This window comes from Streptomyces sp. NPDC087787 (genome assembly GCF_044743035.1).
In the GTDB taxonomy this organism is placed as follows: domain Bacteria; phylum Actinomycetota; class Actinomycetes; order Streptomycetales; family Streptomycetaceae; genus Streptomyces.
The window spans coordinates 64,105-77,337 of sequence record NZ_JBIUVQ010000007.1 but is presented as its reverse complement, the minus strand read 5'-3'; the positions used below and the strand labels follow the sequence as shown (position 1 = coordinate 77,337).

Genomic DNA, 13,233 nt, shown 5'->3' with positions numbered 1-13,233 from the left:
TGTAGGGCCTCCCCCCGGCGTCCGGCAGGCGATTCGCGCAGCTTCTCCGGCAGGTCGCGGCCCGGTTCTGTGGATGTACGTGTCGCGGATGTGATCGGATGGCGTCACGGAATCCCGGCAACGGGAACGTAGGCGAAAGGTATGGAACCACCGTGGCAACCACGCGAACCGCTCACACCGTCTGGGAAGGCAACCTGCTCGAGGGCAACGGCGTCGTCACCTTCGACTCCTCCGGCATCGGCGAGCAGCCGGTGTCGTGGCCGTCGCGCGCCGAGCAGGCGAACGGGAAGACCAGCCCCGAGGAGCTGATCGCCGCCGCCCACTCGAGCTGCTTCTCCATGGCGCTGTCGCACGGCCTGGCCGGCGCCGGCACCCCGCCCACCACCCTGCGCACGAAGGCCGACGTCACCTTCCAGCCGGGCGAGGGCATCACGGGCATCCACCTCAGCGTCGAGGGCACGGTCCCCGGCATCGACAACGACGCGTTCGTCGCCGCCGCCGAGGAGGCCAAGAAGAACTGCCCGGTCAGCCAGGCCCTGACCGGTACGACGATCACCCTGGACGCCAAGCTCGCCTGACGCGAGACGCACGTCCGACGATGCCGCGCCCCTCGTCCGGGGCGCGGCATCGCTGTTCCCGGGTGAAGCGGCAGGCGGCGGGTACGCGGCATTGACAACAGGGCACTCGAGTTCTGAGCTGGAGAGCAGGAGGCGCCCGGAAGGGGACGAAGATGGCACGTGCGGTCGGGATCGATCTCGGGACGACGAACTCGGTGGTGGCGCTGCTGGAAGGCGGTGAGCCCACCGTCGTAGCCAACGCCGAGGGCGCGCGCACCACGCCGTCGGTCGTGGCGTTCGCCAAGAACGGCGAGGTGCTCGTCGGCGAGGTGGCCAAGCGGCAGGCGGTGACGAACGTGGAGCGCACCGCACGCTCGGTCAAGCGGCACATGGGGGACGCGAACTGGCGCTTCCCGGACAAGGGCTCCGTCGACGGCACCCGCTTCACGGCGCAGGAGCTGTCCGCGCGCGTCCTGCAGAAGCTGAAGCGGGACGCGGAGTCCTACCTCGGCGAGGACGTCACGGACGCGGTGATCACCGTGCCCGCGTACTTCGACGACTCCCAGCGGCAGGCGACGAAGGAGGCCGGGGAGATCGCCGGCCTGAAGGTCCTCAGGATCATCAACGAGCCGACGGCCGCCGCGCTCGCCTACGGCCTGGACCGCGGCGAGGAGCAGACCGTGCTCGTCTTCGACCTCGGCGGCGGCACCTTCGACGTCTCCCTGCTGGAGATCGGCGACGGTGTCATCGAGGTCAAGGCCACCAACGGCGACACCCACCTCGGCGGCGACGACTGGGACCAGCGGGTCGTCGAGCACCTGGTCAAGCGGTTCAAGGGCCAGTACGGCGTCGACCTCGGCAACGACAAGATGGCGGTGCAGCGGCTGCGCGAGGCCGCCGAGAAGGCCAAGATCGAACTGTCGTCCTCCACGGAGACGACGATCAACCTGCCCTACATCACGGCCTCCGCCGAGGGCCCGCTGCACATGGACGAGAAGCTGACCCGCGCCCAGTTCCAGGAACTCACCGCCGATCTCCTCGACCGCTGCCGCACCCCCTTCCACCAGGCCGTCAAGGACGCGGGCATCAAGCTCTCGGCCGTCGACCACGTGATCCTCGTCGGCGGCTCCACCCGGATGCCGGCCGTGACCGACCTGGTACGGGAGCTGACCGGCAAGGACCCGCACAAGGGCGTCAACCCCGACGAGGTGGTGGCCGTGGGCGCCGCCCTCCAGGCGGGCGTGATCCGCGGCGACGTCAAGGACGTCCTCCTCCTCGACGTCACCCCGCTGTCCCTCGGCATCGAGACCAAGGGCGGCATCATGACCAAGCTCATCGAGCGCAACACCACGATCCCGACCCGGCGTTCGGAGATCTTCACCACCGCCACCGACAACCAGCCCTCGGTCGGCATCCAGGTCTACCAGGGCGAACGCGAGATCGCCGCGTACAACAAGAAGCTCGGCGTCTTCGACCTCACCGGTCTGCCGCCCGCCCCGCGCGGGGTGCCGCAGATCGAGGTCGCCTTCGACATCGACGCCAACGGGATCATGCACGTCTCGGCCAAGGACCTCGCCACCGGCCGCGAGCAGAAGATGACCGTGACCGGCGGCTCGGCGCTGCCCAAGGACGACATCGACCGCATGATGCGGGAGGCCGAGCAGTACGCCGAGGAGGACCGCAGGCGCCGGGAGACCGCCGAGACCCGCAACCAGGCCGAGCAGCTCGTCTACCAGACGGAGAACTTCCTCCGCGACAACGGCGACCGCGTCCCCGCCGACACCAAGTCGGAGGTCGAGGCCGCAGCCGCCGAGGTGAAGGCGCTCCTGGAGCAGCAGGCGGAGACCCCCGCGCTGCGCACGGCCATCGACAAACTGGCCTCGGTCAGCCAGCGGATGGGCCAGGCGATGTACGCCCAGGCCCAGCAGAGCGGCGCCGAGGGCACCGGACAGCAGCAGCCGCCGCCCGACGAGGACACGGTGGTGGACGCGGAGATCGTCGACGACGAACGCGACACGAAGGGCGGCGCCGCCTAGCCGGCCGCGTCGGATTGTCGGCCGCCGGGCGGGCTCAGAGGTTCTCGCGGTACTTCCGCAGCAGCTCGCGGGTCTGCTCGGCGGTGGCGGCGGCCGCCGTCATACGGTCCAGTACCTCCAGGTGCGCGGAGATCTCCGGGCGCGAGTCCAGGTACAGGGCGCCGGTCAGGTACTCGGTGTAGACCAGGTCGGGCAGCTCCGGTTCGGCGAAGCGGAACAGCGAGAACGGCGCGTACGTCCCCGCGTGCGGCCCCCGCGTGAACTCGGCGACCTGCACCGTCACCCGGTCCCGCTCGGTGTACCGGAGCAGCTTGTCGAGCTGGTCGCGCATCACCTCGGGGCGGTCACTCACCGGCCGCCGCAGCACCGTCTCGTCGACGATCACCCACAGGTGCGGCGGATCGGCCCGCTCCAGCAGCCGCTGCCGGGCCATCCGCAGCGACACGTGCCGCTCGACCGCGTCGGGCCGGCGCTGACCGACGGTCCCCGCCTCCAGCACCGCACGCGCGTAGCCCTCCGTCTGGAGCAGCCCCGGCACGAAGTGCGGCTCGTAGGAGCGGATCAGCCGGGCGGCGCCCTCCAGGCTCACATACAGGCTGAACCACTCCGGCAGCACGTCGTGGAACCGCTGCCACCAGCCCGGCGCGTTGGCCTCCTCGGCCAGTGCGACGAACGCGGCCGCCGCCTCGTCGCCCACCCCGTAGGCGGTCAGCAGCATCTGCACGTACGGGATCTTCAGCGCGACCTCGGCCGTCTCCATCCGCCGTACGGTCGCGGGCGCCACCCGCAGGACGCGCGCGGCCTCCTCGCGTCCCAGCCCGGCCTTCTCCCGCAGTTCCTGGAGTCTTCTGCCGAGCACCACCTGGCCCACGGTGGGCGCGGCCCGCCGCTCACTCACGCCCTGCCTCCCGGCTCTCTCCCGCCCACGACGAGTGAAGGTACTCGACGGTGGCCGGATCGGCGGGCAGGAACGTCTCGATCGCCAGTTCCGCCACCGTCACGTCCATGGGCGTGTTGAAGGTGGAGATGGAGGAGACGAACGACAGCACCCGCCCGTCGTGCTCGATCCGCATCGGCAGTGCGAAGTACGGCACCTCCCCGGGAGCCCGGGCCGCCTCCCGCGCGCCGCCGCGCGGCACCGGGTAGGCCGCCACCTCCTCGTACAGCTCGCGCAGCGCGGCCGAGCGGTGCAGCCCGAGCTGCCGCTCCATCTGGGCCAGCAGATGCCCGCGCCACTCGCGCAGATTGCGGATGCGCGGCGCCAGACCCTCCGGGTGCAGGGTCAGCCGCATCGCGTTCAGCGGCGGGGCGAGCAGCCGCTCCGGGACGCCCTCCAGGAGCATCGCGACGCCCCGGTTCGCGCTCACCACGTCGTACGTCGCGTCGACCACCAGCGCCGGATACGGCTCGTACCCCCGGATCAGCCGCTCCAGGCCCTCGCGCAGCGGACCCAGCGCCGGGTCGTCCAGCGGAGTCTGCCGGAACCTGGGCGCGTAACCGGCGGCCACCAGCAGGGCGTTGCGCTCCCGCACCGGCACCTCCAGGTGCTCCGCGAGGCGCAGCACCATCTCCTCGCTCGGCCGCGACCGCCCGGTCTCGACGAAGCTGATGTGCCGGGACGAGGAGTCGGCGCGCAGCGCCAGTTCGAGCTGACTGATCCGCCGCCGCTCCCGCCAGGACCGCAGCAGCGGGCCCACGCCCCCGGCTGCGGAGGCGGCGGGGGACGCGGTGGTGCCGGACGCGACAAGGGCCATACGCACGACCGTAGTCGAGGACAGGGCGTACGACCGAGTCGCGGGCCGCCGTCCCCGGCCGCGTGCGGGGCCGGCAGAACCGAGGGCCTGCTCCGTCCCGGGGACGCGGCGGCCCTCCTGTGGCAGTCTGAACAGGAGCGCGAGACCCGGCGGAGGTCCCGGCGGAAGTCCAGGAGAAGTCCAGGAAGGGAGCCGGTCCCATGCCCGTCGCACCGCTGTCGCACAAGGAGGTCGAGGACCGGTTGGCCGAGCTGCCCGGCTGGTCCGTCGAGGGGGACCGCCTCACCCGTTCCTTCCGGCTCGGCTCGCACTTCGCGGCGGTGGCGATGGTCGTGCACATCGCCCAGGTGCAGGAGGAACTCGACCACCACTCCGACCTCACCCTGGGCTACAACACGATCTCGCTCGCCGTGCACACCCACAGCGCGGGCGGCGCCGTCACCGAGAAGGACTTCGAACTCGCCCGCCGGGTTCAGGACCTGGCAGCGGGACACGGCGCGAGCTGAGCCGCGCCCGGACGGGGAGGGGGATCCGCGTGCTGGACTACGACGAGGAAGCCGAGCGCTACGACGCCTCGCGCGGCGGCGAGCCGAGAGCGGAGGCCGCGGCGGAGGCGGTCCTCGGGCTCTTACCGCAACGGACGCGCGAACTGCTCGACGTGGGCTGCGGCACCGGCATCGTGACCCGCCGCCTCGCCGCCGCCCGCCCCGGCCTGCGGGTGACCGGCGTCGACCGGGCGCCCGCGATGGCCCGGCACGCCGGGGCACGGCTGCCCGGCGCCGTCGTGCTCGCCGACAGCCGCAGCCTGCCCTTCCCGGACGGGCGGTTCGACGCCGTCACGAGTGTGTGGCTGCTGCACCTGGCGCCCGGCCCCGGGGAGGCGCGGGCGATGGTCGCCGAGTGCGCCCGGGTGCTCCGGCCCGGCGGGGTGTACGTCACCACGGTCGGCAAGGCCGCCGCGCACAACGTCGGCAGCGACATCGACGCCGTCCTCGCCTCGCGGCCCCGCAGCCCGGCCCGCGACGACGCCGGCCTGGTCACCGAGTACGCCGCCGCGCACGGTCTCGTCCCGGCCGGGGAGGCCCTCTTCCCGGGCCGCGACCAGGGCCGCAGCCCCCGCCGCACCATCGCCGACCTGCGCCGCGGCTGGTTCGTCACGCTGCCGCCGGGCGCCCCCCTCGCCGAGGTCTTCGCCGAGCGGCTGGCGGCCCTGCCCGACCAGGACCGCCGCCGCCCGGACCCGGTCTTCACCCTGAGGGCGTTCCGCAAGGGGGAGTGAGCCACAAGGGGCGCGTGCCGCGTCCGGCACGCGCCCCTCCCCCCGTCAGGAGACCTTGCAGCTCTGGCCGCCGACCGTGAAGGCGGCCGGTCTGCCATTGGTCCCCGTCCAGCTCCCCGTGAAGCCGAAGCCCACCGAGGAACCGGCCGCCACGGTGCCGTTCCAGCTCACGTTCCGCGCGGTCACCGAGGCGCCCGACTGGGAGTAGTCGGCGTTCCACAGCTGGGTGACCTTCTGCCCGTTCGGGAACGACCAGGTGAGCGACCAGCCGTTCCAGGCCGTGGAGCCGGTGTTGGTGAGCTGCACGTCGGCCTGGAAGCCGTCGGTCCACTGGTTGGTGACCTGGTACGTCACCGCGCAGGCACCGGCCGGCGGCGGTGTGCCACCGCCCGGGTCACCTCCGCCCGTGTCCCCGCCGCCGGTGCCGGAGGTGTCGCCGTAGATCACGCCGCGGCCGTTGGTCGAGACGTACACGCGGCCGTAGACCCGCGGGTCGCCCGTGATCGCCGCGCCGGTCCAGCCCCACTGGTGGGCGTCGTCGTTGATCCGGGTCCAGCTCGCGCCCTTGTCGGTGGAGCGGAAGATGCCCCGCACCCCGCCGATCTTCGCGCTCGTGTACAGCGTCTGGTACGACGCGCCGCTCGCCGCCTTGCCGAAGCCGATGGTGTCGGCCTGCTCGACGCCCGCGAGCTTGGTGAAGGACGAGCCCCCGTTGACCGAGTGCCACAGCCCGTACGCGCCGTCGCTCGCACCGCCCGCCAGCCAGACGTCGCCCTTCGTGCCCGGCAGGGCCTTGAAGCGCACGGTGTCACCGCTGGGCAGACCGGTGGCCGACGAGGCGGTGAACGTGGCGCCGCCGTCCGAACTCACATAGAACTTGCCGGACTTGAAGCCGTAGAAGGTCTTCGGGTCGACCCGGTCCGATTCCACGACGGCGCCCGTCGGGATGCCGGCCGAGGCCGACCACGAGGACCCGAAGCCCGTCGAGTACCGCACGCCCGTCCCCGCCGGGCTCCACACGAACCGGCTGCCGTCCGCGGCGGCCGCGACCGTCCCGCCGCCGCTCACGCCCGACGGGTCCGTGCCGGCGAACCAGTTGGCGCCGTTGTCGGTCGAGAAGGCGATGTGCGCGCCCGAGTCCGTGTCGCCGACCCGCACCACCGTGTTCGGGTTGGTCTCGGCGAAGTCCAGACTGGTGCTCGTGGTGAAGGCCGGAGATGTGAAGATCATCGACGGGACCTTCGTCAGATCCGTGTGCCGGAAGCCGCCGAGGTCGCCCAGCGCGCTGAGCAGCGGTGCTCCGGAGGGCGGGGAGGCCAGGTCGTTCACCGCCGTCTCCTCGAGGCCCTGCACCATCGGGCGCACCGCGAACTGGCCGCCGCTGTCCCACTTGGTGAGGTTCTCGGTGCCGTAGATCGTCGCGCCCGTGCCGTACATCATCCGGTTGGAGTCGAACGGGTCGATCTCCAGCGCCTCCGTCATCCACCCGAGTTTCGGGGCCTGTTCGGGCGGTGAGGGGTTGGTGCCGAAGGTCAGCCAGGGCGTGGACGACACGTCCATCGTGTAGCGGTTGGAGCGGTTCGGGTACGACGTGTAGTCCCAGGCCTGCGTCCAGGTCGCGCCGCTGTCGGTGGAGCGGAAGATCTGCGTGTCCGGCCACCAGGAGCTGTAGGCCGTCGCCATCACCGTGCCCGGGTGCTGCCGGTCGAGCGTCAGACCGCTGAAGCCGTAGTAGGTGTCGGCCACGGCGACCGGGCTGATGTTCGTCCAGGTGCCGGTCGCGGTCGCGTACCGCCACAACTGGCCCTTGCCACCGTCGTACGGTCCGCCCGTGTCGCTGTAGGCGAGGTACAGGTAGCCGTTCTTCGCGTCCAGGACGCCCTTGTGGGCCAGGTATCCGGTCGGCTGCCCCGGCAGCCGCTGCCAGGTCGCGCCCGCGTCCGTGGAGCGGTACACCGCGTTGTCCTTGTCGGCGACCCCGGCGTAGATGGTCTTCGTCGCGTTGCCCGAGGTGCCGGTGGACTCGTCGAAGGTGACCCAGACGACGCCCTGGTTGTCACTGGCGTAGCCGGACGTGTCATTCGGGTCCTGCGCGTAGTTGCCCGGGTTGGTGAAGCTCGTGACCCGCGACCAGGTCGCCCCCGAGTCCGTCGACCGCCACAGGCCCTTGCCGCTGGGCGCGCCCAGGTACAGCACGCTGTTCTTGTTCGGGTCGATCGCCAGCCGCTCACCCATCCCGCGGCCGGGCATGTTGCCGCCGAGCTTGAACGGCAGGTCGGCCTTCTTCCAGCTCGCGCCCCGGTCGGTGGAGCGCAGCACGGCGCCGTTGCCCGGGTCCCAGCTGTTGGTGTACGTGCCGACGGCCGCGTACACCCGGTCGGGCGCGGCGGAGTCGGAGGCGAGGGAGACGACGCCGGTGTGCCCCCAGTCGTCCCAGCCGACGGAGTCGAGCAGCGGGGTCCAGGTCTTCGTCGACTGCTGCCAGCGGTAGGCGCCGCCGATGTCGGTGCGGGCGTAGGCCAGGTTCTTCTCGCTGCGGTTGAAGACGATGCCGGGGACGAAGCCGCCCCCGTCGATACGGGCGTTCTTCCAGGTGTACGTGTCTGCCGCGAGCGTGGCCGGCGCGACGGGCCGGGCCACCGCGGACGGGGCGCCGGCGAGCAGTCCGGCGGCGAGGGCGAACACGGCTGTGAGCACACGGCCGGTGCGGGGCGTTCTTCGCACGGTGGGGCTCCTCTCGACGGAGGACGGAAGGCGGGAGGCCGGAGGGGAGGGGGAGGATGTGACGACCGGGCGGCTCCCCCCGTGAGGGAGCCGCCCGGTCGGGGTCCCGCCGGCGAATGACGGGCCCCGGTACACGGAGCGTTCAGCGGGGACTTATTCGAGGAGCTCCGCGTACGAACCCATGGCGAGCGCGATGTCCGCCTGCGCCCAGAACCGGTGGTAGGTGAAGACCGGGGCAGCGCCGCCCTTGAGGTAGGACTCGATCTTCGACCAGGCCGGGTCGTTCTTGTAGAAGGAACGGATGGAGCTGAACGTCGACGAGGAGTCGATCTTGTCGCCGTTCGGCATCGTGCCGGTCCAGCCGCTGGGCACGTACACCTTGTCGCCGAAGCGGCTGTAGTCGGTGCGGGTCTCCGGTACGGCGATGCCCAGGCTGTCCTGGTTGTTGTTCCACATGCCGTCCAGCAGCGCCTTCGCCGTCGACTTCGCGTTCGCGTCACCGGACCTGGCGGCGTAGTACGTCAGGGTCTTGGCGTACGAGGCCGCCACACCGACGTCGTTGGTGTAGTCGGCGACGGTGACGTGCAGCGAGTTGTTCGCGCCGGGGGAGGAGGCGTTCCAGGTGTCCGGTTGCCCCGACCACTTGAGGGTGGAGGGGATCTGGAAGGTGCCGTTCGGGTTGACCGTGGTCTTGGACAGTGCCCACTTGACCCACTTGTCGAGCACCGCCTTGGCGGTGGCGTCACCCGTCTGCTGGTAGTACTCGGCGACCCGCTCCATCGACCAGGTCTGGAAGCCGAACCACTGGTTGGACGGCGGGTCGTGGTAGACGGGCTGCCAGTCGTAGTACATGCCGTAGAAGGTCGGCGTGCCGGCCGGCGGAGTCGCGTAACGGCCCTGCCAGCTGTTGGTCGCGCCGCCCGCGATGGCGCCCTCGGAGGACTGCAGCCACCGGTAGAACTCCAGTTGCCGCTGGAGCGACTTGCTCCAGTCGGCCACGCCCGTCGACGACTTGGGCTTCAGGTTGGCGTTGCTGCTCAGCGCGTACGCCGCGAGCGGGTTCTGGTAGCCGCCGTGGACGTGGCTGGAGCCGATGCGCCAGGCCCAGCCCGCCGAGGAGTCGGTGGCGCCGCCCCAGGCGTAGTACCAGGAGAGCAGGTAGTGCGAGGCGTCCTTGCCGGTGCCGGCCGGGCAGGAGGAGGCCCCGACACAGTTGCCGATCTTCTTGAAGTACTTGTCGTACATCGAGTACCGCAGGTAGTCGCCCATCTTCGCCGCCTTGGCGACGGTGGCCGACACATCGGCGCTCTTGCCCTGCGCCTTGGCCCACACGTCCGCCCAGTACGCGGCTTGGACGGCACGCGCGTCGGCGTCGGGGGCGTCGGTGAACTTCCACTGCTTGGCGTACGAGGAGTCTCCGGTGAACAGGTCCAGGTAGCCGTTCTTGCCGCCGTACTTGAAGGCGTCGCAGGTGGGCTGCGGCACCGTCTCCCAGACCGACTCCTCGGGGCCGCGCTGGAAGGTGTTGATGTACGACGGTCCCTTGGCCGTGGGGCCGGCCTCGCACTGGCCGCCCGGCGTGTTGCCGTAGCCGTAGACGTTGTCGACGTCCTCGATCCAGTGCATGCCGTAGATGTCGTCCGTGCCGTACGCGGACTTCAGCTCACCCGCGATCGGGTCGGAGCCCACCGACGCACCGGTGTCCAGCTTCGCCGGGTACTCGTTGGGCGTGTCGTACTCGGGCGCGTACGTCGCCGGCTTGGAGGCCGTGTAGAAGGAGTTGGTCGCCTGGTCGGCGTGGGTGGGGATCATGTACTTCTCCATGATTCCCCAGGCGCCGTTGAACTTCGACCAGTCGCCCGTCACCTTGCCGTACATGGCCTGCAGCCACAGGAGGTAGCTGTACGCCTCCGACGTGGTCTCGTGACCGTGGTCGGGCGCCTCCACGATCAGCGTCTCCACCGAGTGGTAGGGGATGCCGTCGGGGGAGAAGTACCCGTTCGCCGGGTTGGTGATCTTGCCGTAGAGGTCCAGGAAGCGGGCGTCGTACGCCTTCGAGCCCGCCAGCTCCGTCACGGTGACCGTGGCCTTGGTGTAACCGGTCGCCGAGGCGGTGAAGACCGCCGAGCCGGTGCCCGAGGCGTCCGCGGTGATGGTCACCTTCTGCGCGGTGTTCCAGTTGGACGGCGTGAAGGTGAGCGAGGAGCCGCCGGTCACGGACAGGCCCGTGTTGCCGGAGGTACGGGTGGTACTCACCACCACGTTGGCGCTGGGCTGGTTCGACAGCTTGACGTCGAAGGTGCCCGTCTTGCCCTGCTGGACGCCCAGCTGGGTGGGCGAGACGACCACGGCGGGGCCGGAGGCGACCGTGATGCCGACCGGCGTGGACGCCGCGGAGGCGCCGAGGCTGTCGTAGGCCTTCGCCACCAGGGAATGACTGCCGGCGGTCAGGTTCGAGACGGAGAGCGTGTACGGCGCGGTGGTGTCGGTCCCCAGCAGCGTCGTGTCGTCGTAGAACTCGACCTTGGTGATGCTCGCGTTGTCGGCCGCCGCTGCGGTCGCCGCGAGCGGCACCGCGGCACCCTGCGTGTAGACCGCGCCGGGGGCCGGGCTGGTCAGCACCGTCACCGGCGGCTGGTGCGCGCCGGCGCAGGTGGTGCCGTTGACCGCGAAGCTCGTCGGGGCCGCGTTGGTGCCGCTGTAGCTGAACTGGGCACCGGTGTTCACGGCGCCGCCGGCGGCGACGGTCCCGTTGTACGACTCGTTCTTCACGGTGATCGTCTGGCCGGACTGCGACCAGATGCCGTTCCATCCGTTGCTGAGCTTCTGGTTGCCCGAGTAGCCGTAGGTGAGGGTCCAGCCGTTGATGGTGTCCGTGCCGCGGTTGGTGATGGTCAGGTCCGCGGTGAAGCCGGAGCCCCAGTCGTTGGTCTTGTAGTCAACGCTGCACTGCAGGGCCGCCGCGTGCGCGGTGGTCGACCCCGTCGACAGCATGGTGAGCGGAAGGGCGAGGGCCGCCACGGTGGCGGTCCACAGCCGCCGCACGCCGCGGCGTCTGCGTCGGGGATGCATGTGCTGGTTCCTCCTTGCGGCTCGGGGGAGGTGGGGGAGGATCGTCAAGCCGTGAACCAGTGGGAGCGCTCCCATAGTGCGGACGGGTGTCCAGGGGGTCAAGGTCCTTGAAGAGTCGAAAAGATTCGACGCTGTCCAACAGCCTTTAAAGGGCGTTGAGTTGAGGAAGTTCGACAAAAGTTCGCACACCCTCTGTCCTTCGCCGTCACTTGCCGCTACCTTCACTCGAACCAGTGGGAGCGATTCCATCAGTCGACGCGGCCGTGACGGCGCGCCAGAGCTGCAAGGAGTCGCTCATGCGACACCCCCCGCGTTCGGTCCTTTTAGGCATCGCCGGTGCGGTCGCGCTCGTCGGGAGCGTGGTCGTACCTGCGGTCACGGCGCACGGAGCCGCACCCGCGTGCACGGTGGAGTACACCGTCACCAGTCAGTGGGACGCCGGCTTCCAGGGCGACGTGAGGATCACCAACAACCAGGCTCCGCTGAGCAGTTGGAGCCTGACCTTCGACTTCGCCGGCGGACAGAAGGTCACGCAGGGCTGGAACGCGAAGTGGTCCCAGTCCGGTACGAAGGTGACCGCCGCCAACGAGAGCTACAACGGCTCTCTCGGCACCGGCGCGAGCGTCAGCGCGGGCTTCCTCGGCTCCAAGTCGGGGAGCAACCCCGTGCCGACGACGTTCAAGCTCAACGGCACCACCTGCAACGTCGACCCGGGCCCGACCACACCACCGACGGATCCGCCGCCGACCGGTGACGGCAAGGCACCCGCACTGCACGTCTCCGGCAGCAAGCTGGTCGACGCCGCCGGGAACAACCGCCGGCTGCTCGGCGTCAACCGCTCCGGCGGCGAGTTCATGTGCGTCCAGGGCTACGGCATCTGGGACGGCCCCGTGGACGACGCCGCGATCAAGGCGATCGCCGACTGGAAGGCGAACGCCGTCCGTATCCCGCTCAACGAGGAGTGCTGGCTGGGTCTTTCCAACATCAAACCCGAGTACGCGGGTGCCAACTACATCAACGCGGTCAAGGAGCTGGTGGCCCGCGTCGAGGCGCGCGGCATGACCCCGATCGTCGAACTGCACTGGACCTACGGCCAGTACACCGGCAACTCGGCGGGCTGCTCCGACGTGCACGCCACCTGCCAGAAGCCGATGCCCGACGCGCAGTACACGCCGTCGTTCTGGTCCTCGGTCGCCAGTACCTTCAAGGGTGACCAGGCCGTGGTCTTCGACCTGTTCAACGAGCCCTATCCGGACCGGGCGACCTCCAGCCTCACGGACGCCTGGAAGTGCTGGCGCGACGGCGGCACCTGCCCCGGCATCGGGTACAAGGTCGCCGGCATGCAGAGCCTCGTCGACGCGATCCGCGGTGCCGGGGCGAAGAACGTCATCCTCGCCGGCGGTCTCGCGTACTCCAACGACCTCGGTCAGTGGCTCACCTACCGGCCCAGCGACCCGGCGGGCAATCTGGGCGCCTCCTACCACGTCTACAACTTCAACACCTGTTCCAGCGCGAGCTGCTGGAACTCCACCCTCGTCCCGGTCGCGGCGCAGGTGCCGCTGGTGGCCGGGGAGATCGGTGAGAACACCTGCTCGCACGGGTTCATCGACCAGGTCATGAAGTGGTTCGACGACCGTGGCCTGTCCTATCTGGGCTGGACCTGGAACACCTGGGACTGCTCCTCCGGGCCGTCCCTGATCTCCGCCTTCGACGGCACGCCCACGGCGTTCGGCGCCGGGCTGCGCGACCATCTGCGCGCCCTCAGTCCGTGAGCCCCTCTCCGCGAGCCCCAGTCCGCACGTCCCTGTCCG

9 protein-coding genes are annotated in these 13,233 nt (G+C 70.5%); 5 read left to right on the top strand and 4 right to left on the bottom strand.

Features of this window, described 5'->3' with window-relative positions; translation table 11 throughout:
- The first annotated feature begins 152 nt into the window (after nt 1–152).
- Nucleotides 153–578, top strand: a complete 426-nt coding sequence (locus ACIOWN_RS13280; RefSeq protein ID WP_358730097.1) for an OsmC family protein — start codon at nt 153–155, stop codon at nt 576–578.
- A gap of 152 nt (nt 579–730) precedes the next feature.
- A complete protein-coding gene (gene dnaK / locus ACIOWN_RS13275; RefSeq protein ID WP_401982208.1) occupies nt 731–2,593 on the top strand; it encodes a molecular chaperone DnaK in 1,863 nt (620 codons plus the stop codon).
- Between the two features lie 34 nt (nt 2,594–2,627).
- On the opposite strand, the gene ACIOWN_RS13270 is transcribed toward dnaK, so the two are convergent.
- Nucleotides 2,628–3,491 (bottom strand): helix-turn-helix transcriptional regulator, encoded by an 864-nt coding sequence (locus ACIOWN_RS13270; RefSeq protein ID WP_362353682.1) that lies wholly within the window; start codon nt 3,489–3,491, stop codon nt 2,628–2,630.
- Nucleotides 3,484–4,347 (bottom strand): helix-turn-helix transcriptional regulator, encoded by an 864-nt coding sequence (locus ACIOWN_RS13265; protein ID WP_362353684.1) that lies wholly within the window; start codon nt 4,345–4,347, stop codon nt 3,484–3,486. Before ACIOWN_RS13265 ends, ACIOWN_RS13270 begins: the two co-directional genes overlap by 8 nt.
- Nucleotides 4,348–4,547: 200 nt before the next feature.
- On the opposite strand from ACIOWN_RS13265, the gene ACIOWN_RS13260 reads away from it, so the two are divergent.
- Together ACIOWN_RS13260 and ACIOWN_RS13255 are read left to right on the top strand one after the other, a co-directional pair.
- Nucleotides 4,548–4,853, top strand: coding sequence for a 4a-hydroxytetrahydrobiopterin dehydratase (locus ACIOWN_RS13260; protein WP_362353686.1), 306 nt, complete (start codon nt 4,548–4,550; stop codon nt 4,851–4,853).
- Nucleotides 4,854–4,882: 29 nt separating this feature from the next.
- Complete coding sequence (locus tag ACIOWN_RS13255) at nt 4,883–5,626, top strand: class I SAM-dependent methyltransferase (protein ID WP_362353687.1); 744 nt, start codon at nt 4,883–4,885, stop codon at nt 5,624–5,626.
- Nucleotides 5,627–5,671: 45 nt separating this feature from the next.
- Here the strand turns inward: ACIOWN_RS13255 and ACIOWN_RS13250 are convergent, their stop codons facing one another.
- Nucleotides 5,672–8,350: a cellulose binding domain-containing protein gene (locus tag ACIOWN_RS13250; protein ID WP_362353689.1), complete on the bottom strand. Its 2,679-nt coding sequence runs from the start codon at nt 8,348–8,350 to the stop codon at nt 5,672–5,674.
- A gap of 153 nt (nt 8,351–8,503) precedes the next feature.
- A complete protein-coding gene (locus ACIOWN_RS13245; protein WP_362353691.1) occupies nt 8,504–11,422 on the bottom strand; it encodes a glycoside hydrolase family 48 protein in 2,919 nt (972 codons plus the stop codon).
- Between the two features lie 296 nt (nt 11,423–11,718).
- Between ACIOWN_RS13245 and ACIOWN_RS13240 the strand changes: the two genes are divergently transcribed.
- Complete coding sequence (locus tag ACIOWN_RS13240) at nt 11,719–13,194, top strand: cellulose binding domain-containing protein (protein WP_362353693.1); 1,476 nt, start codon at nt 11,719–11,721, stop codon at nt 13,192–13,194.
- Nucleotides 13,195–13,233: the final 39 nt, after the last annotated feature.